This is a genomic window from Dyadobacter sp. CY356 (assembly GCF_021440195.1).
In the GTDB taxonomy this organism is placed as follows: Bacteria; Bacteroidota; Bacteroidia; order Cytophagales; family Spirosomataceae; genus Dyadobacter.
Genome location: NZ_JAJTSZ010000010.1, coordinates 110,412 through 131,488 on the forward strand (window position 1 = coordinate 110,412; position 21,077 = coordinate 131,488).

Genomic DNA, 21,077 nt, shown 5'->3' on the forward strand with positions numbered 1-21,077 from the left:
ATCAATCCAAATTCATTTCTAGGGTAGAAAATGAAATCATTATAAAAAATGACATATAATTGTTTCTTTTATATACATTTGAGGAGAAAAGCTAATTACCTGCCACACCTCAGATGCTGAAAATTACCAATTTCAAAAAATCATATAATAAAGATATCGTTCTTCAAATTGACAACCTGACCATCGAATCAGGCATTAACTGGGTACGGGGCGCAAATGGATCCGGAAAAAGTACCTTTCTTAAATCTGCGGCTGGCATCATCGGTTTTGATGGAGATCTTTTGCTAGGTTCAGCCGTCAGTATAAAAGAACAACCTGTTTCTTACCGGAAGCTGGTCAACTTCGCAGAAGCTGAGCCGGTTTTTCCGGAATTTTTAACCGGCACGGATCTGATCCGCCTGTTTATGAAAGCGAAATCTGCACCTGTCAAACAAGCTGATTATTTTATTGAAACAATGAAAATGGAATCCTATGTGGGGGATCCGGTCGGAAGTTTTTCGAGCGGTATGCACAAAAAACTTTCCCTTTTACTGGCATTTATCGGCAATCCTCAACTTATACTACTGGATGAGCCTCTGATCACCATGGATAGTGAGTCGCTTGAAACTTTGTATGTCTGGATTACAGACTATCACCTGAAACTGGGGACAGACTTTTTGCTCTCGTCACATCAGGCTTTTGATAAATCCTTATTGCCCGGAATAAAAGCGTTAATGGTTGCTGATCACACTTTAAAATACGTATGATCTTTTCTGCCATGACCAGAATTCTGATAAGAACTTTTGCAGCAGGGTTTTATAAGGTGCATGCAGGTCTGCTGCTGACTTTATTTGTAACACTGTTCATCAATTTCTTTTTCACCAATGTTCTAAACCAGACACATCTTAATCAGGAGCAAATTCTTTTAAATAACCTGAAACTTGTCCTTACGTCGGTCAGTAATCCGGTTGCGATGGGCGTGCTTTTTTTGATCTGGCTGGGTTATACTTTAAAAAGTTGTCAATATGTGGCCGCGCAACTTTTGCTGATTCAATATCAGTTTTTGTTTTACAGCACTAACGCCATGTCTTTGCGCAAACAGTTTCAGACCTGGTTTGTTGTTCAGACTGTTATTTCAATTCCCATATTGTTGCTGGGCATTTTTGCAGTCGGCGTGGGATTTTCTTTTGACTACTATTTTATTCCTTTAATCATTCCCTTTTATCTTCTGATCCTTATTTCGGGCAGCGCAATATTCTATACAAAGTTATTGAACAACCTGAGCGAAAAAACGGCGACATCATCTATTCCTGAATTGATAAAAAACTTGCCAAAGCCACTTTACAGCCTGTTTTTTTACCAGATTGTATACAGATTCAAACTTACTTATGGAATCACAAAAGTGATTTCGACAATCCTGATTATTGGCATGTATGCTTTATTTCGTGACCATCCGGATGACATCCGAATTGCCGGTATCAGTATTCTGGCTGTCATCGCTGCTCATAGTGTTTTGATTTACGAGTCAAATGAATTTGAGCGTTCCTACCTGAGCTTTTCGCGTAATTTTCCTTTAACAAGAACAGTGTTGTATTTTCAATTTGCAGCATTATATGGACTGATGATATTGCCGGAAATCATTTTGATATTTTGTATCAATCTCCCCTCCATAGCTGCGATGGTTTCGGTCCTCGGTTTAGGTACTGCACTGTTATTCAGAACAATATTATACTGGCAAAACCAAAAAATGGGAGTGTATTTGAAAACCGTTTTCGGTTTGTTTATTTTATCTGCGCTTGCAGTAATGTTCGGTGGCTTATTATGGCTGATTGTTATTTACATGGTAGTTTCCGTCGTACTATTTAACCGTAATTATTACAAGTTGACGGAATGATTTTATTTATTTTATCAGCATGATTTTGAAAAATTAGATTAAAGCTTAACAAGTAATACCTCCGGTTTGGACACAATTAAGTCCGATCTGGAAACATCGGTCAATCATTCTTACCCGAATTTTGCATTATAAAATTTTAAAAAATGAAAATGCAAAAGACAATATTTATTACAGGCGCATCAACAGGTCTGGGAAAAGCGACGGCCAGGTTATTTCAATCAAAAGGCTGGAATGTTATCGCCACCATGCGAAATCCCGAAAATGAAACCGAATTGAGCCAGTTAGAAAACGTGACACTGCTGCCGTTGGATGTAACTGATCCGGAGCAAATAAATACCACAGCGGCCAAAGCAATTTCCCTACATAACATCGATGTGGTATTCAATAACGCCGGTTATGGATTAATGGGTGCCTTGGAAGCATTCAGTGACGATCAGATTCTGAAACAAATTAATACCAATCTTTTGGGCGTCATAAGGGTAACGCACGCCTTTATACCACATTTCAGGGAAAAGAAAGGCGGTTTATTTATCAGCACCACATCCATGGGCGGACTTTTGGGATTTCCTTTACATTCCATTTACCACGCCACAAAATTTGGCATAGAAGGCTGGTCAGAAAGTATGTCATTTGAATTAGGTGTGCATAATATTGGTATCAAAACGATCGCCCCGGGTGCCATTGCAACGGATTTTTTATACCGATCGCTTGACAGGAATTTGCATCCTGCCTATCAGGATCTGGAAGATAAGTTATTCGCCCTCACAGATGCCATGATGAATGCTGCTGTTACGGCTGAAAAAATTGCCGGAATCGTATTCGAAGCAGCAACAGATGGTAAAGACCAGATTCGTTATATTGCAGGTGATGATGCAAATGCGATGTATGCAAGAAGATTGGAAATAGGCAGCGAAGAATCCAGAAAAGAGATCCGGAAACAGATTCTGGGATAAGTTGAAAAACACATAGACTGAATGAAAACCATCAACTCCATAGCTGAATTTTATCGTCTGGTATCTTTGCCAGAACCTTTGCACCCGCTTGTCAGTATTGCGCGTGTTGGGGATATGCGTTTTTCAAACAGTACGGTCTGGGAGCATTTCTCTTTAAATTTCTATTGTGTGTCTTTAAAAAGAGATGTTTCCGGAAAAGTAAAATATGGTCATCAATACTACGATTATGACAAGGGTTTGATGACTTTTATAGCACCCAGACAGGTTCAGGCGATGGATACTCCTCATGAGGAAACACTGGGTCCGGAATCCGGGAATGGACTTGCACTGTTAATCCATCCTGATTTTTTATACAAACATCCGCTTGCGGCAACGATTAAGAATTATCAGTTTTTTTCCTATGCTGTGCATGAAGCGCTGCATCTTTCTGAAAAGGAAGAAAAAAACATCGTTGAGATTTTCGAAAAAATTGAAGCGGAGTATCAGCATATCGACCGGCACACGCAGGATATCATTCTTTCCCAGATTGATCTGTTGTTAAATTACAGCAATCGTTTTTATGAAAGACAATTCATCACCCGTAAAGCTGTAAACCATGATGTGCTGACCAGAATGGAAATACTTTTAAATGAATATTTTGACAAACAAAAAAGCCTGGAAAACGGGCTTCCCACCGTGGAATCCATAGCGGAGCAGCTCCATCTGTCGCCTCATTATCTGAGTGATCTGCTTCGCTCTCTGACCGGGCAAAGTGCCCAGCAGCACATTCAGGAAAAGTTGATCGAAAAGGCAAAGGAATATCTTTCCATAACAAATCTTTCTGTCGCCGAAATTGCCTATCAGCTTGGATTTGAATACCCGCAGTCGTTCAACAAACTGTTTAAAAAGAAAACCAATATTTCTCCGCTGGAATTCCGCCAAATGTTTAATTGATGATTATCTTTTGCTGATTCCTACTGCAAACACGATTAATTTCAGAAAAAACATACTCTGTATTGATTCATGATGTAGCTTTGCGATTGTATTACGGTGATGATTATCGGTGGAAAAATTCAGACAATGGATAGCGCTTGGTTTACTGGGCCTCATGCTTATAAAAGTGTGGGTGATTCCTTTGTTGTATCTGGATTTCCATGTTCGCCGTGATTACATTGTAGCCAATCTTTGCGTAAACCGTAACAGGCCACAGCTGCACTGCGACGGAAAATGTTATCTCGCAAAAAAACTTGCTGCGTTGGAAGAACAGGAAAAAAAGCAGGCTGAAAGAGACTACATGTCCAAGCTGCTTTTTCAACCTATGGAGCTTAAAAGTTATTCCCTGGAAATGCCGTCATGCAAGCTTCGCGAGTCAAATCTTGTGTCTTACAATTTCCTTGGGCAAGTAAAAGTTTTGAATCACTTCCCGGATATTTTTCATCCGCCCGCAATAATCTAAATTCATTTTAAGGAATTATCGTCTTTGCTAACCAGGATTTTTAATTCTGCGATGCAGGAAATCAGGTTCATGTCTTTTGTTGAAAAAGATTGCAAAACCGTTGATTTTGAACATTCCTGTAAATGAAAAACCCCATCCAGAACATTTTACTTCTGTCACACAAGTTCGGGCTTTCCCGGAAATTGTAGGACTGCCTATTTCTGCTCATACAGAAATAATAATATTTTTTTTATCTCTTTAACTGCCACAAACAATTTGTTTGCAGTGAGAATACATGAAGATTTCCCCATTAAATTTATGAAACTGAAATACATATCAACATACCTTTTGTCTTCTTTTTTAGTTGCTTCCATTGCTTTGGTTTCCTGCTCAAATGATGATGACGTAGTGATCGATCCGACAACAAAAGGAGATCTTCGGATTGAGTTCGACAATGTCGTAGGCGACCGTGACCTGGCATTGAATACAGGCAATTACCAAAACGCAGCGGGTGAGGCATTTACGGTGACAACGTTGAACTATTACGTTTCCAATATCAAACTTTTGCAGGCTGACGGCAGCAGTTATACCGTACCGAAAGATTCAAGCTACTTTTTAATACGGGAATCCAATGTAGAATCCCAGACAGTTACACTGAAAAACGTACCGGCTGGTGAATATACCGGCGTGCAATTTATTATTGGTGTCGACAGTCTGAAAAGCGTATCGGATATCTCGCAACGTACCGGAATTCTGGATATTGGAAGTGGTCCAACCAATGATGAGGCCATGTATTGGGACTGGAATCCGGGTTACATTTTCTTAAAGCTGGAAGGTATTTCGCCCGTTGCCACTTCGGCAAACAGCAAGTTCTACTATCATATAGGCGGATTTGGCGGACGTACTGCAAAAACGATCAATAATCTGAGAACAGTAAAGGTTGATTTTGCTGGAAAAAAGGCTTCGGTGACCAAAGATCTTAGTCCCGAAGTCCATCTTTTGGCTGACGTTTTAAAAATATTCAGCGGCTCAACACAGCTGAGCATTAAAGCAAATACAGGCGTAATGTTTACGGACTATTCGCAAAACATTGCCAATAATTATGTCAACATGTTCACTTTGGATCACATTCATGCGGATTAATCTTAAATACGGATTTCTACCGAGGCGAAGTGTATATGCGCTTCTGATGGTTCTGTTTGGATTGATTGTTATCGGCTGTAAATCAGAAAATGACACGCCGGATCCCGAAACAGATACTCCAAAACCTGTCAGCTGGGTGAAGCCTTCTCATTTTCCTGAGCCCGTTTATGATATGTCAAAAAATCCGTTGACCGCAGAAGGAGTGGAGCTTGGGCGCTTTTTATTTTATGACGGGATCTTGTCGCGGACCAATGATATTGGCTGTGGTACCTGTCACCAGCAGTCTGCCGCTTTCACACATCACGGCCACGACCTGAGCCATGGTGTTGATGATCAGTTGGGAACCCGGAATGCGCCTTCGGTACAGAATCTGGCTTGGAGCACCTCTTTCTTTTGGGATGGAGGTGTTCATGATCTGGATTTTTTGCCGCCATCGCCGATACAAAATAAGGTGGAAATGGGAGAGACAGTCAGCAATGTCATGGTCAAATTAAGAAATACGCCGGTCAAAGGAGCGGCATTTCCGGTTAATTATCCGAAAATGTTCAAGGCCGCTTTCGGCTCGGAAGAAATCAATACCGAGCGGATGATGAAAGCCTTATCACAGTTCATGCTTTCGATGGTTTCTGCGACTTCGCGTTACGATTATTATGTCCTGGGTGATGCAACTGCAATCACTGCGCAGGAAAAAGAAGGGCTGGTGCTCTTCAAACAAAAATGCGGCAGCTGCCATGCAAGCGAGCTTTTTACCGATTTTAGCTTTCGGAACAATGGTATTGCCCCAAATAAAATCGACGATCAGGGCCGGTACGCCATAACACTCGATGAGGCCGACCGGCTGAAATTCAAAGTGCCAAGCCTGCGAAATGTCGGACTCACGTCTCCCTATATGCACGATGGTCGTTACAAGGCATTATCAGAGGTTTTGGATCATTATGCCAATGATCAGAACAGCAGCAAAACAGATAGTATTTATGTATCGCCAACTCTGGATACTCTCTTGATTCCGGCCGGTCAAAAACGCGGCATTCGATTAACGGCGCAGGAAAAACTTTCGATCATCGCTTTTCTGAAAACTTTAAATGATCAACAGTTTATTACGGATAAAAGATTTTCTGACCCCGGAGTTGGTACTGTATTATAAAAACAGAATTATGAAAACCAGACATATTGCCCTTTATTTTCTTTTATTATGGTCGCCGGCAACCTTCGCCTGTGATGCCTGCGGCTGCTCAAACAGTGGCGCGTATTTTGGGCTGATGCCGCAGTCGAATAAGTCTTTGCTTGGTATACGTTATAACCGCATGAATTTTGTAACGCATCCGGATAGTCATGTGCTCAGGACCGAGGAAACGTTTAATGTTACGGAGGTTTACGCACGTTTTTTTCCGATCAAAAGAGTGCAGGTTATGGCATTTCTTCCATACCGTTTTGCTCAGCAGGTTACCACATCGGATACCAAAAAACAAAATGGCCTCAGCGACGCGACGGTTTTGGTCAATTACAATGTAATCAATACGTTGATGGACAAAGAAAAAGCTTCAAGTTTCAATCATACGCTGATGGTTGGAGGTGGAATTAAACTTCCGACGGGAAAATTCCGCTACGATGAAAACAACGTCACAGATGTCGCCAATGCCAATTTTCAGTCGGGAACCGGTACCACAGATTTTATATTGAATGCTTTTTACACCATCAATAAGGATCAGTGGGGACTGGCCATGAACATTTCGCGCAAATTTAATACCACAAATTCTGACCATTACCGCTTTGGCAATCAGCTTTACGGAACTGCGGATCTGTACCGTTCCTTTAAAGTAGGATCTTATTCGCTGACTCCCAACGTAGGTGTATATGCTGAAAAATCAGAGCTTGGTGTCCGGGATGGGAAAAAAGTGTTGGAAACCGGCGGAACATTACTCAGCGGAACAGTAGGGTTGACGCTTTTTGCAAACCGCTGGACTGTCGGTGTTAGTGGACAAAAACCTTTAAGCCAGAATCTTTCAACCGGTTTTGTGCAGGCGCGTTCGCGTGCACTTATTCAGGTTGGTTTCTTATTTTAATTGCGTTAATGGGAATATTTTTTCCTGGGTTTTCCTGATTGCTTAAAAAGGGAAAAACCAGGAAAAATATCAGTTTGGTGATTGTAGTAGAGCTGATGGATATCGGAGATGCAATTGATATCAGATTAATGTGAGATCGAATTCAGAAAAAATTCAGAATTGGCCGGTAAGTTTGGCGGAATCACCCAAACCAGAAAAACGTTTACTGTGCTCAGTTCAAATATATCAGCATCTCCTATTACTACTTCCGCAAGCAAATCTAAATCAGCGATTAATAATTCATTCGCGCTGGCGTTAATCATGATTTCACTCGTTGTTACCCTTTCGCTGGTAACAAGAATTGCGCTGCTTATTAAATCCGAATCCGCTGTTGATCTTACTGTTTTTAATTTGCTTGGTATTTTTGGTATTGGCCTGTTTTATGATCTGATCAATGCGCTGTATTTCGTTTTACCTCTGATGCTCTACATCTGGCTCATGCCGGCAAGATTCATGAAAAAACGCTGGCAGCGGTTCGTACTTTTTGGAATTTTTGCGTTTTTCGTTTTTGGTCTTCTTTTCAATATCGTATCAGAATGGTTTTTTTGGGACGAATTCAGTTCCCGGTTTAATTTTATTGCGGTTGACTATCTGGTATATACCAATGAGGTAATTGGAAATATCCGCCAGTCTTACCCGGTTGAAATCATTGTTATAGTGCTGCTACTGTCTACTGCTGCAATCGTTTTTCTTCTCAAACCGGCAGTTGAAAAAGCAGGCAGCCAGGCAATTGCTTTCAAATTCAGGTCACTATGGATGCTGGGTTATCTGGCGATTTTACTGGTTCTTTATTTTTTTGTTGATAATAAAACCAGACAGTTTTCAGATAATACATATGTCAATGAACTGGCTGGAAACGGGCTTTATGAGCTTTTTGCAGCTTACAGGAATAACGAGCTCGACTATGCCCAGTTTTATAAAAAGATCCCTGATAAACAGGCTTTTAAAATGATCCGCCAGCAGATAAAAACACCGGAAAGTCATTTTATCAACAATGATCCTTTCAGTATTGAAAGAAAAATTGTAAATCCGGGTGCTGAGAAAAGAATGAATGTCGTGTTGATCAGTGTCGAAAGTTTAAGCGCAGATTTTCTGGGTGTTTTTGGAAATAAGCAAAACATCACACCCAATCTGGATTCGCTGGCCAGTCACAGTCTTCTTTTTACCAAATTATATGCAACAGGAACGCGTACTGTCCGCGGCCTGGAAGCACTGTCGGTCGGGACGCCGCCAACGCCCGGTCAATCCATTGTCAGAAGGCCGAAAAACGAGGGGTTATTTTCTATGGGACGGGTTTTTAAGGAAAAAGGCTATCAGAACAAATTCATTTATGGTGGTTATGGCTACTTTGACAACATGGGTTATTTTTTTGAAAATAATGATTATCAGGTTGTTGACAGAAATAAGATTGCTAAAAAGGACATCGATTACGAAAACATCTGGGGCGTGGCTGACGAAAATCTTTTCACACTCGCTACCAAAGAAATTGAAAAAACGATCAACTCTGGTAAACCAGTTTTTGCCCATATCATGACCACCTCCAACCACCGGCCGTTCACTTATCCAAACGGAAGGATTGATATTCCATCGCACACAAGCAGGGAAGGTGCTGTAAAATATACGGATTATACGATTGGTAAATTTATTAAAGAAGCCAGGACCAAACCCTGGTTTAGAAATACATTGTTTGTCATTGTGGCCGACCATTGCGCCTCCAGTGCTGGCAAGGCAGATCTGCCCGTAAACAAATATTTGATCCCGCTTTTGATTTATTCGCCCGGAAACATTAAACCAGCCAAAATGGACAGGCTTATGAGCCAGATTGATCTGGGTCCGACTATTCTTGGTTTATTAAACTTTTCTTACACCAGTAAATTCTTCGGTTACGATATTTTCAAGCTGGAAGAAGGGAGAGAAAGAGCATTTATCAGTACTTATCAAAGTCTGGGTTTCATCCGGCGCGACAGCCTTGTCATTTTAAAACCGCAGCGTAGTGTTACTACTTTTTTACCGGATTTTAAAGATGGTACAGCAAAACCGTCTCAATCCAATGAAGCACTTACCAACGAAGCGGTTTCCTGGTATCAGACCGCCAGTTATCAGTTTAAAAACAAACTTATGAAGTGATTGAAATTGTTACTATAAATCAATGCCAGCTAAAAAATAGTAATAGTAAAAATTCTATCATCCTGGTCGTGTTTTAAACAAGCCGTTTACACATATTATCATTCTGTTAACTCCTTCATACTGATTTATACATGTTTAACTTTGCAGCGGGATTGAATTAATTCTTATCTCGTTTTAAAGTTTTACTGGTTTGATGATGAAGTGGATTAATAAAAGAGAGTGGTTTTACGTTGCGGTTACCTTGCTTCTGCTTATTGGCGGAGTAATTTATGTCGCGCTGCAACCTACATATGACGAGCATTACATCAATAAACTGGACAGTCCGAAAAGTTTCAGGCTCTTATCAGAAAAAGAAAAAAAGGATTCTATTTTGATCCGTGTTGATGGCTTATCAACGGCAAATTATGGCCTGAGACTAGATCTCTATGTTCAGGATCACGGCACTAAAAACAGCAAACGGTTTTATTCAGAGCTGATAAAAATTCCGGCCGGGGAAATTCACGCCGCTTTCAAAAGAAAAATTACAAAAGATTCTTCCGCTGCCCAAGTAACATATATACCAGGGCAAACTGAAAATGCAGCAGGGCAAATTGTTTTGAAAACCGGATTTTTTTAAGCAAAAAAATAGCGGCCAAAATATTGGCCGCCTGTAATCTGCAACAGGAACCGGGCGCTGTTAGCTGGTATGTTCCTGTGGTCGTGGACCAATCTGTACAGGTAAACCTGTTATTTGCACGGCGTTCATTCTTCTAATTCATGGAAAACGGCAGTTCCCTAAGATCTGCGGGCTGGTTGCCCAGCGTCCCATCGAGATGGTTCCAATAAAAGAATGAAAGAGACTACACCCGAAAGTTAGTATTATTTTGATTAGATTGAAACTGCTGAATCATTTTTTAACTTTAATATCGAGCTGTTTATTTTAAACAAATTAGGAACTTAACAATTAATTAAATAACATATAAAAGGTCATAAGTATTCTGAATTTGGGTTCAATGCTGATTTTAGCGCTGAGATGACTATTTGCGGTACGAAGCTTTTTAGGAAAACTAAGATCTGGTGGTAACTTGCATAGCGATTCACTCAGGGCTGTTACGATGATTACTTTGGAAATTAAAAATAAACCCGGATACTATCTTATCAATTTTTTTCTATTCTTCCTTGTATCTGCAAATACTTGCTGTGCGCAGACGCCCGAGTTTTATACGCCATTGGATTACAATGAATTAAAGACAAATACCAGTTTTTCCAGACCGGATTCAGTGCTTTTGGTCCTGAAGGAAAATTACAATAAAGCCGTAACCAGCAACAAGGAGCTTGCAGCCGCTGGCTATTTAAAGCAAATCGGCGAACTGCTATATGTTTCCGGACACTATCCGCAGGCATTGGATTATTTGCTCCGGGCAGATAAAATTTACAGAAATTATCCTGATAAGAAAGAGTTGGCGGAAAACCTGGTGCTTTTGGGTGAGCTTTATTACCGGAGCAGACAACCAGCTCAGGCGAGAAAAGAATTTAATGAGGCGCTCAGCCATTATCAACAACTCAAACTCACTTCCGGTATGGCACTTGTCTATGGCCATATCGGGTATTTATATGAAAAAAAGCAACTTTATGACAGTGCTTTCTATTTTCAAAACAAAGCGTTACTAGCCTACAAAACAATAAAAGAGGAGCAGGGAATTGCAAAGATCTATGAAAACATTGGGAGCATATATGAGGATAAGGAAAAATATGATTCTGCTTATGTCTATTTTAACAGAGCTTACCTGTTAAATACTCGTAGCGGAAATCAAACCGCTCAAATTGAGATCCTTAACAATCTGGGCGATGTGTTGCGGAAGACCGGGAAGTATCGTCAGGGCCTTGGGCTGAGTTTGCAGGCACTGAATCTGGCCTTGAAAAAAGGTGAGTATTACCAGCTTTCAAGTGCGAGTAATGATGTGGCCAAAGCCTATAATTTCTTAAATAAAAATGACAGTGCTTTTTATTATCTCTCACAAAGTCGTCAGTATCTGAACGATATCTATTCGCAGGAAAGCAACAAGCAGCTTGCTCTGCTTCAGACATTATATGAAATTGAGAAAAAGGATAATGAAATAGAAAGTCTCGTGCACGCACGTCAGACGGATCTGCTTGTCAATATATCTGCCGGGGTCGTAATTGTTTTAGTCCTTTTGCTGACAGGTTTGATCATCAGCAGACAGCGGCTTAAAATTAAAAACGAACAAAAACTGCACGCGCAAAATAGTCAGGTTTTTCAGGCTCAGGCGCAGCTCATGGAGGCAGAACTTGAAAATAAAAGGCTTTTGGAAGAAAACCTTACCCAGCAGCTGGAAATAAAAACCAAGGAACTTACCAGCTATACCTTACACGTGATCCGCAAAAATAAGCTGCTTGAAGATTTGCAATCGCAGCTGGAAGCGATGGTCAAAGAAGAAAAAAGAGATCAGAAAAAACAGATCAAACAGCTCTCGGTTCAAATCAGTGAGGGGCTCAGCGACGATCAGCATTGGGAGGAGTTCAGAGGAATTTTTGAACAGGTCCACCAGTCCTTTTTTGACAGACTTCAACAGCAATCCGATGCACTCACTTCAAATGATTTGCGGCTGATCGCGCTCATTAAAATGAACATGACCCCTTCGGATATTTCTACATTACTTGGGGTTTCTCAGGACAGTCTCCGGGTTATGCGACACCGCTTAAGAAAAAAACTGAACCTTGCGCCAGGCGATAACCTTTCTGCCTTTATTCAGACAATCTAGTCTCTTAACATTTGGGTAATAGTATGTTAACAGAAGCTTAATGGCTTTTTTGATATAGTTAATATGCTATAAATCAGCAATTTACATGATAAAATCGGTTATTGTTTCTTTCTTGTAACGCTTTAAATTCCGCTGTTTCCTTTTTGTAACGCGCCTTATTTGCATCGCTGCAATTTGTTTACCCACCTTCGTATCGTCATCGGAGGAAACAAATAAATGCTCCGGTTCTTTAACGCTTGCGAATGGAAAACATGGTTTACAGATTTTACTTTTTGATAGCAATTTTGCTGTTTTCAATTTCCGCATCTGCCGGATCTTTAAAAGGGAAGCTACTAGAAGCAGCTACCGGCCAGCCCGCACTTGGCGTAGTGGTAATGATCGAAGGAACAAACTTTCAAGATGTATCAGGACTAGATGGAAGTTTCGCGATTGAAAATATTACAGAGGGAAATTACAAGCTGGTTGTAAGACATATTTCTTATCAGACCTTAATAAAAGACATTACCATAACCCAGACTCAGAAGCTGCAACTGGATATATTTCTGGAATCTGCCAGTGATAAGATGCTTAATGAAGTCGCCGTGATCGGAAAAAGAGATAACACGACCGATCAGGCGGCCAGATCTATGGAACGCAGTGCGAGCCAGGTTATGAATATTGTCTCAGCCAAAACAATACAGATTTCGCCGGATCTTACGGTGGCAAATGTAATCCAGAGAATGTCCGGAGTTTCTATTGAAAGAAACAGCAATGGCGACGGGCAGTATGCGATATTACGTGGGATGGACAAGCGGTATAACTACACGCTCGTAAACGGTGTGAAAATTCCAAGTCCGGATAACAAATACCGGTATGCTCCTTTGGATATTTTTCCTTCGGATTTGCTGGACCGGCTTGAAGTATACAAAGCCCTGACACCATCGATGGAAGCAGATGCTATCGGTGGTGCCGTGAACCTGGTGATGAAAGATGCACCCGACCGGTTTATGTTGTCGGCCAATGTTTCCAGCGGGTATAGTGAGCTTTTCATGCAGCGTGATTTTAAAAGTTACGATTATAAAAATATTCAGTCCAAATCGCCTTATGAAAAAAACGGAAACCAGTATAACGCGACACCTTCTGATTTTTCCAAAGCACCTTTGCAATACAGCTCAAAGGCACCATCGCCAAATCTGCTGGGAAGTCTTGCTATCGGGAACCGTTATTTTGACCGGAAATTAGGTGTTCTTCTTGCAGGAAGTTATCAGAATACTTACCGTGGAAGCAATAGTTTATTTTTTGATTCTGAAACGGTTGATACGCTGAGAGGAGAAACGCTTACCAAACGAAATGAAAGACAATATTCTGAACAGCAGACCCGCTACGGTCTTCATTCCAAACTGGATTTCAGGATCAATGACCGGAACAAAATCCAGTTCTACAACGCCTTGATGAGCCTGACGAATGTCCAGGTCAGAGATGTGAAATCAACCCAGCTGACGATCGGTGGTTATGATCCGGTTCTTGGTAATGCAACGCTGGGTTATTCCCCACGCTCACGCCTGACCCGTCAGAAGATTTTCAACAGCACTTTACAGGGAAAACATCAGCTGACTGAACATTGGGGTCTGGACTGGTCCGCAGTATATTCAAAGGCGACCAATGAAGTTCCTGATAATGTAACGATTCCACTTTTGGGAATCCGGGAAAATTTTGTTGACAAGCCTACTACGGTAGAGGATGCAAGCAGAAGATGGGAGCATAATTCGGATCGTGATCTGGCCGGATATCTGAATGTCAGCTACAAACAGACCGTGGGATCAACTGATCTGGAATGGATGGCCGGAGGACTTTTCAGGGATAAAAAACGTTCGAATTTTTATAATAATTATCAGTTAAGGCCGGCCAATCTTTTTGCGGAATATGGGGTTGATTTCAACAATTATTCAGAGATAAATTTTACCATCCAGAATCCAAGAGGCTCCGTTGCTACTGCCCTTAATTATGACGCAACCGAAAAAATCAAAGCCGGATACTTTCAGTTAAAAGCAGAGTCTGCCATGCTTGAAGTTTTGGGTGGAGTTCGTGTAGAAGCAACTGATCAGGGATATTCCATGCTGTTTCCGATAGGTGAGGACAGGCCAACGGGCAGCCAGGTTTATACTGATATTTTGCCAAGCCTTCATTTGAAATACAAAACTGGTGGTAATGTCAATATGCGCGCTTCCTATTTCCGCTCGCTCAACAGACCTGGTTTCTTTGAAATTGTGCCATATCGTATTGTAAACGAAGAATATCAGGAGCGTGGAAATGCTGATTTGCAAAGAGCAATCGCTGATAACATTGATCTTCGTTATGAGCTTTTTTCCAAACCTTCCGAGCAGTTTATGGTCGGTCTTTTCTACAAACATATCAAAAACCCGATTGAGTATACTTTGCAAAAAGACGTGATCCGTGGCCAGGATATATATTACTCTCCGGGAAATTTTGGAAACGCCAATAACTACGGACTAGAACTGGATTTTATCAAGTACATCAAAATGTTTGGTGTCAAAGCAAATTATACCTACACCCATTCGCAAATCACCACGCCAAAATCCAAACGAATCCGTAATGAAAGTGGTGATCTTGAAACAATCAGCGTTGAGCAATCCAGACCGCTTTACGGGCAATCAGCGCATGTAGCAAATCTTTCTCTCTTGTTCAAAAACGCGAAAAAAGGGATTGATGCGCAATTGGCAGGAGGTTTCACCGGAGAGCGGATCAATACAGTTTCACAATTTCTGGATAATGATCTTTGGCAAAAAGGCTTTGTCCAGCTGGATGCATCTTTTGAAAAAACACTTAAAAACGGGCTGGGGATTTTCGTAAAAGCCAATAACCTTCTCAACACGCCCATGGAAGTTTTTATGAAAAATTTCAGTGCTGCAAACAAAGATGTTGCTGATCAAAACAGCCAGAAAACAACCCTGATGCGCCGCGATTATTACCAGCGGTCTTACCTGATCGGAATACGTTACAAATTCTAAAACTTTTTATAAAAATTAATTATCAATCTCGAATTCAAATGAAAAATCTATTTATTTCTTGCGCACTGGCTATGTTGGCCCTGGCATCTTGTAGTGACGACAGTGAGGATACTGCACCGGTAATTGATGTACCGGTAGTGCAGGAATCCGTTGCAGGTGAAGTTTCGGGTGTCTGGACCAAAGGCGGCACTTACAAAATCACCGGCCATATTCAAATTCCGAAAGGAAAATCGCTGACCATTCAGGAAGGTGTAACTGTGCTTTTCAGTGATTCTGTTGTGAAGCCTGAGGTTTTGGTTTTGGGGAATTTGTATAGTCTTGGTACTGCCGAAGCACCTGTAAAATTCACTGTGCCTGACAGCTGGAAAACAGCAAAAAATCTTTACGGAAATCTTTGGGGCGGTCTGGTTGCAGGTCGTGAATCAGCAGAATTTGTATTAAGTAACACAATCCTTGAATACGGTGGCGCGGTTACAACAGAAGAATCTCCATCTGTGAAAGCTGGTTTATACAAAGCATTGGCGGGTGAGCACGTTCCTGTGTTATACTATCCGAATGTGAGCGGAAAATTAGTCGTTACGGGAAGTACGATCCGTAATTTTAATGAAGATGGTTTTTACATCGAAGGTGGCCAGGTAATTATTGCAAATAATTATTTCTATACTACCGGCGTTTCGGGTGGTGATGCTATCAACATTAAATCAGGAGTTCAGGCTGATGTCGCGTTCAATGTTGTGTATAGTCCTAATACCAATGCACTTAAACTTTCCAGCACGGGTGACCGTACTCCGCAGGCTTACGTTGTAGGTTATAATAACACGATCATCAATGCAGGTTGGAGAAGACCAACAACAAAAGGCGGATCGATCTGGCTTGAAAAGGCGGTTCGTGTTGATCTTTATAACAATCTTCTTGCCAACGATCGCTACGGAATTAAAAGAGACGCAGGAAATCCTGAGGATGCTAGATCGGTCATCAGCAATACTTTTTATTATGGTTATGATCAGACTACAACAAATCAGTTTCAGCCTACAACCGAAATTGTTAAAGGCATTAATGATATTATTTCTGCCAAAGCAGGTGAGAACGATCCTAAATTTGTTAATTATCCGCTGACAACCGCCACTGCGAATGCTACTTACGATAACACCTGGGACTTTCATTTACAGGCTGGTTCGCCGGCGCTGACCAAAGGGAAAACGGACTTTACTCGTCTTTATGCCAATGGTATCGTTGTGAACGGTATTACCTATAAATCTCCTGCACCTGCTAGTTATATCGGCGCATTGGGCACTAAGTAATTTTTTAACTCCCGGAAAAGTTAAGTTTTCCGGGGGCTTTTAATGATTTATCAATTGATTCTGTGAAAAATCTGATCTGCCCGATTGCCGTGCTGACGCTGCTTCTATGCGGTTGTCAGGACAAAAAGCAAATGTCCGAGCCATCTTCCACAAAGGGAAATCTGACATCTGTTATTGAGCCTATGTTCGAATCCGACACCGTAGCTAACGATTCGGATGACCCCGCCGTCTGGATCAATCCGCAAGATCCGGCTCAAAGCCTGATACTTGGTACGGATAAGGATGAAAAAGGTGGTTTGTATGTTTTTGATCTTGAAGGAAAAATCAAAAATGATAAAGTTGTTCATGGACTTAAGCGTCCAAACAATGTTGATGTGGAGTATGGTTTGGTGCTGGGCGGGAAGTCAACTGATATCGCTGTGGTAACCGAACGTCTAACCCATAAAATCCGGATATTTTCTCTACCTGATATGGCACCCGTTGATAATGGCGGAATTGATGTTTTTGTAGGTGAAATAAAAGATGGAGAGCGTGATTTGATGGGTATTGGTCTTTATAAAAACAAGTCAGGGAAGATTTATGCGATAGTTGGTAGAAAAACCGGTCCAACGACCGGGAGTTATCTCTGGCAATATCTTTTGGAAGACAACGGAAACGGAAAAGTTAAAGCAACACTTGTCCGTAAATTTGGATCTTACAGTGGTTTGAAAGAGATAGAATCTATCGCAGTTGACGATAATCTTGGCTATGTATACTATTCTGATGAAGGAAAAGGGGTTCGTAAATATTTTGCTGATCCTGAAAAAGGTAATAAAGAATTAGCTCTTTTTGCTACGACAGGTTTTACGGAAGACCACGAAGGAATTTCAATTTATCAGCTGACAGATTCAACTGGTTATATTCTGGTTTCAGATCAGGGTGCAAACCAGTTCAGGATTTTTGACCGTCAGCCGGATTTGGATAGTACGGGGTCGCAAAGGCTGCTCAAAACAGTGAAGGTAAAGGCAAATCATAGCGATGGTTCTGAAATGGTTTCCATTCCTTTAAACCAAAATTTCAAAAACGGACTATTTGTGGCGATGAGTGATAACAAAACGTTTCACCTGTACCGTTGGGAGGATATTGCTGGAAAGGAGCTGTTAAAAATTAAGACCAAATAATAAAATCCATTTTTCTTAAAAGTGCAAAACGGATAACATAACGGTATTGAACCGGATGTTATCCGTTTTTGCGTTATGGAATGTTAATTCGTGTGAAGATAATTTAATATTACCCGGGCTTTTGTAACCCTTATTTATTTACTTAATTGCAGCTTATTCAGTTTTCAATTCCCTCTTAAAATTTCAAATTTTATGTTTCAAAAAATCCGAACAGTATCAGTTGCATTATTTTTTTCAACATTATTTATTTTATCATCCTGCACAGACCACAACATTGCGCCAGGTCCGTTAGCTTTGACCACACTAAAATCTTTTGGAACATCAGGCTACCAGATCCAGGTCGATGAAGTGGGAGACAAGCCTGTTACTGAATATGGTATCGTATACACGGCTTATCCTCGTGGCCTTGGCGACCATAATATACAACCGACTATTGCGGATAATAAAATCATATTTACTTCGCCGATTGCTCCGGGTGTAAATACATTCACAGGAACAATTCGTGATTCCGGGGCAACTTTTTATTACTATCGCGCTTATGCCATTGTCGACGGTAGCCCGGTGTATGGTACTTACCTGGCTTATACTGTTCAGGCTCCTTAATTTGCTATTATATAAGCTGATGTGTTTCGGCACGGACAAAAGGTTTCTTATCAAATAGTCTGTTTTGATAAAATTTTTTTGAAGTCGGAATCAGAGACAAAAATGAAAAAGTCAGAAGAAGTCTACACGGCAACTTCTGGCTTTTTCGTTTTAGTGAACAGAAGGTGTGGCAGGTTAAACCAACCGATTCAACCTGAAGGTTTGCTTGCCGCCGGATAAGTCTTGTCTTTTGCGTATTGAATTTGTTCATTTACATTTTATGCGAGAATAAAATAATTATATTTATAAATGTTCGGTACCGTGTAGTTTTACACTGGTCATCTTATTTTACAGTCACCAAGTATAATCTGAGTATGGAAACATTAGTGATAACTACAAAAGGAGGCAAGTTGAAAGCATTAAAGGCTTTTCTTGTTGCGCTTGAAATCCCATTTCAGGATGAGAGTCTAAATTCACATGGACAGGAGGAGTTCGTGGCAAATATCCAGGCGGCGGAAGAAGATATAAAAGCAGGTAGGATTATGACGGTAAAAGGGAAGAAAGAACTTCATTCCATGTTGGATAGTTTATGAGTTACGATCTTCAATTTACGGATCAGTCTTTAAAAGATATTCAGCGAATTAAGCAGTCGGGAAATAAGCCCTTATATAAAAAACTGGTTGCTTTATTGGATGAGCTTGTTGATCATCCGGAAACTGGTACCGGCAAGCCTGAATTATTGAGATACTATGCATTACCAACTTGGTCCAGAAGAATATCTCAGGAACATAGATTAATATATCGAATACATGAATCAACCGTAAGCGTCATAATTTTATCGACCTGGGGTCATTATGACGACAAATAGGTGTCCTTAAACCATCATCTCTCAAACCGTCTCTCTCCAATCTGCTGTCTCCACATTGCATAATACAATCCCTTTTTATCAAGCAGATCCTGGTGAGAACCTGTCTCGACAATTTTTCCTTTTTCCAGCACATAAATAACATCGGCGTGAAGAATTGTAGAAAGCCTGTGCGCAATTAGAATTGTCATTTGCTGTCGGTCAGTTGAAATATCACGGATGGTCTGGGTAATATCCTGTTCTGTCAGCGAGTCTAGTGCTGATGTTGCTTCGTCGAAAATAAGCAGTCGCGGTTTTCTTAAAAGTGCCCTGGCTATCGAAATACGCTGTTTTTCTCCGCCCGAAAGTTTCATTCCATTTTCACCCAAGATTGTTTGCACTCCGTTTGACGCCTTTGCTATCAGCGCAGTCGCTGACGCTTTTTCCAAGGCCGTGGCAATGTCTGCATCCGTGGCGGAAGGGTTGGCGTAAAGAAGATTTTCCCGGATGGTGCCTGCAAATAATTGCGTATCCTGGGTTACAAACCCGATCTGTCTTCTCAATGGATTGTATCGAATGGTTGAAGAATCGTCATCATTGAAATAGATATGTCCTTCGACAGGTAAATACAGTCCGATCAAAAGTTTTACCAAAGTGGATTTTCCGGAACCGGACGGGCCGACAAAAGCAATTGTCTGGCCTGATTTTACGCTAAACGAAATATCGTCAATGGCATTATATCCTGCGGATTGGTGACGGAATATGACATGATCAAATTTTAAACTTGTCAACGGACCAACTTCCACAGCATTTTCAGGCCGTTGTTCAATAGGTTTATTCATCAGCTGATCAAAAATCTTCACCGAAGCGTCAACCTCTCTGTATTGAAGTATCAAGTTACCAAGATCCTGCAAAGGACTGAATATGGCGGTTGAAATAAACTGCATGGCGATCAGCTCACCTGTGGTGAGTATCTTTCTGAAAATCAGCCATAACAAAATAAAAAGAATGGATTGTTTGAGAAGATTCAGCGTCACACCTTGCAGAAACGTCAGCATACCGACTTTGCGGGCTTTAAACATTTCAAGCTGAAAAATTTCCAGCGTTTGTTTGTTCAGTCTCCGGATTTCAGAAAAGGTCAGCCCAAGACTTTTAACAAGTTCAATATTGCGCAGACTTTCGGTAATAATCCCGGCCTGCGCGTTGGTTTGTTTGTTGATATTTCGTTGGATACTTTTTATTTTCTTGGATAACAAGCCTGTCAATGAGCCAAGCACGAGCACGCCGATCAGGAAAACAGGAATCAGCATCCAGTTTTTGTTGATGCTATACCAAAGCAAAAAACCAATGGAAATCAGCGAAGAAAAAAGAATATTGATAAACGAATTGGTAAAACGTTCAGTATCCGTTTTTACTTTTTGCAAAACGGACAAAGTCGTGCCGCTTCTGTTTTCTTCAAATTCCTGAAAGGAGAGACGAAGCGTTTGTTTCAGTCCGTCATTGAAGATGTTCATACCAAAATGCGCAACCGCTTTTCTAGTCAGATATTCCTGATATGACTTGGAGAGTTTTGCAACAATCGCAATACCAACCGCTATTCCCAGCCAGTATAAAACGCTGTTTATAAGTTCTTTTTCAGAAAGATTTTTGGGATTTCCTGCATAATTATCTACGATTTTGCCAAAGATCAGAGGATCTAAAAGTGTAAGCAGCTGAGCAAAACCTGCCAGTAAAAGTGAAAGAATTATAAGTCGCTTTTGTGGCCGAAGGTATTTCCAGAGAGTTTTCATATGATATTTGAATGTACT

General features: G+C 40.9%; 19 protein-coding genes. 17 read left to right on the forward strand and 2 right to left on the reverse strand.

What is annotated here, in order from left to right; all coding sequences use genetic code 11:
• Positions 1-113 precede the first annotated feature (113 nt).
• The 8 genes from LXL81_RS25505 to LXL81_RS25540 all read left to right on the forward strand — a co-directional run bounded on the left by LXL81_RS25505 (position 114) and on the right by LXL81_RS25540 (position 7,446).
• On the forward strand, positions 114-746 hold the full coding sequence (locus LXL81_RS25505; RefSeq protein WP_234650258.1) for an ATP-binding cassette domain-containing protein: 633 nt from the start codon (positions 114-116) through the stop codon (positions 744-746).
• Positions 747-757: 11 nt separating this feature from the next.
• A complete protein-coding gene (locus LXL81_RS25510; RefSeq protein WP_234650260.1) occupies positions 758-1,873 on the forward strand; it encodes a hypothetical protein in 1,116 nt (371 codons plus the stop codon).
• 149 nt (positions 1,874-2,022) lie between these two features.
• A complete protein-coding gene (locus LXL81_RS25515) occupies positions 2,023-2,826 on the forward strand; it encodes an SDR family oxidoreductase (protein WP_234650262.1) in 804 nt (267 codons plus the stop codon).
• Between the two features lie 21 nt (positions 2,827-2,847).
• Positions 2,848-3,759: an AraC family transcriptional regulator gene (locus tag LXL81_RS25520; RefSeq protein WP_234650265.1), complete on the forward strand. Its 912-nt coding sequence runs from the start codon at positions 2,848-2,850 to the stop codon at positions 3,757-3,759.
• Positions 3,760-3,913: 154 nt separating this feature from the next.
• Positions 3,914-4,261 carry a hypothetical protein gene (locus LXL81_RS25525; RefSeq protein ID WP_234650268.1) on the forward strand — a complete coding sequence of 116 codons (348 nt, stop codon included), beginning with the start codon at positions 3,914-3,916 and terminating at the stop codon, positions 4,259-4,261.
• Positions 4,262-4,558: 297 nt separating this feature from the next.
• Positions 4,559-5,383, forward strand: a complete 825-nt coding sequence (locus LXL81_RS25530) for an MbnP family protein (protein ID WP_234650270.1) — start codon at positions 4,559-4,561, stop codon at positions 5,381-5,383.
• A 46-nt stretch (positions 5,384-5,429) separates the two neighbouring features.
• Complete coding sequence (locus tag LXL81_RS25535) at positions 5,430-6,527, forward strand: cytochrome-c peroxidase (protein WP_409013976.1); 1,098 nt, start codon at positions 5,430-5,432, stop codon at positions 6,525-6,527.
• A 10-nt stretch (positions 6,528-6,537) separates the two neighbouring features.
• On the forward strand, positions 6,538-7,446 hold the full coding sequence (locus LXL81_RS25540) for a hypothetical protein (protein ID WP_234650273.1): 909 nt from the start codon (positions 6,538-6,540) through the stop codon (positions 7,444-7,446).
• 125 nt (positions 7,447-7,571) lie between these two features.
• Here the strand turns inward: LXL81_RS25540 and LXL81_RS25545 are convergent, their stop codons facing one another.
• Positions 7,572-7,748 (reverse strand): hypothetical protein, encoded by a 177-nt coding sequence (locus tag LXL81_RS25545; RefSeq protein ID WP_234650275.1) that lies wholly within the window; start codon positions 7,746-7,748, stop codon positions 7,572-7,574.
• Between LXL81_RS25545 and LXL81_RS25550 the strand changes: the two genes are divergently transcribed.
• From LXL81_RS25550 to LXL81_RS25590, 9 genes are all read left to right on the forward strand, one after another.
• A complete protein-coding gene (locus LXL81_RS25550; protein ID WP_234650277.1) occupies positions 7,747-9,612 on the forward strand; it encodes an LTA synthase family protein in 1,866 nt (621 codons plus the stop codon). The two genes, LXL81_RS25545 and LXL81_RS25550, sit on opposite strands and share 2 nt — an antisense overlap.
• 193 nt (positions 9,613-9,805) lie before the next feature.
• Positions 9,806-10,228 (forward strand): hypothetical protein, encoded by a 423-nt coding sequence (locus LXL81_RS25555; RefSeq protein WP_234650279.1) that lies wholly within the window; start codon positions 9,806-9,808, stop codon positions 10,226-10,228.
• A gap of 478 nt (positions 10,229-10,706) precedes the next feature.
• The gene (locus tag LXL81_RS25560; RefSeq protein WP_234650282.1) at positions 10,707-12,374 is read left to right on the forward strand and encodes a tetratricopeptide repeat protein; all 1,668 of its coding nucleotides are present in this window, start codon (positions 10,707-10,709) and stop codon (positions 12,372-12,374) included.
• A gap of 242 nt (positions 12,375-12,616) precedes the next feature.
• Positions 12,617-15,382, forward strand: a complete 2,766-nt coding sequence (locus LXL81_RS25565) for a TonB-dependent receptor domain-containing protein (RefSeq protein ID WP_310589612.1) — start codon at positions 12,617-12,619, stop codon at positions 15,380-15,382.
• Positions 15,383-15,420: 38 nt separating this feature from the next.
• Complete coding sequence (locus tag LXL81_RS25570) at positions 15,421-16,683, forward strand: right-handed parallel beta-helix repeat-containing protein (protein ID WP_234650283.1); 1,263 nt, start codon at positions 15,421-15,423, stop codon at positions 16,681-16,683.
• 131 nt (positions 16,684-16,814) lie between these two features.
• Entirely contained in the window at positions 16,815-17,843 is a 1,029-nt protein-coding gene (locus tag LXL81_RS25575) for a phytase (RefSeq protein WP_234650524.1), read from the forward strand.
• A gap of 192 nt (positions 17,844-18,035) precedes the next feature.
• Positions 18,036-18,446: a hypothetical protein gene (locus tag LXL81_RS25580; protein WP_234650285.1), complete on the forward strand. Its 411-nt coding sequence runs from the start codon at positions 18,036-18,038 to the stop codon at positions 18,444-18,446.
• 353 nt (positions 18,447-18,799) lie between these two features.
• Positions 18,800-19,018 (forward strand): DUF2683 family protein, encoded by a 219-nt coding sequence (locus LXL81_RS25585; protein WP_234650287.1) that lies wholly within the window; start codon positions 18,800-18,802, stop codon positions 19,016-19,018.
• On the forward strand, positions 19,015-19,293 hold the full coding sequence (locus tag LXL81_RS25590) for a Txe/YoeB family addiction module toxin (protein WP_234650289.1): 279 nt from the start codon (positions 19,015-19,017) through the stop codon (positions 19,291-19,293). Before LXL81_RS25585 ends, LXL81_RS25590 begins: the two co-directional genes overlap by 4 nt.
• Positions 19,294-19,307: 14 nt before the next feature.
• Here LXL81_RS25590 and LXL81_RS25595 read toward each other — a convergent pair whose 3' ends face one another.
• Entirely contained in the window at positions 19,308-21,059 is a 1,752-nt protein-coding gene (locus LXL81_RS25595) for an ABC transporter ATP-binding protein (RefSeq protein WP_234650292.1), read from the reverse strand.
• Positions 21,060-21,077 lie beyond the last annotated feature (18 nt).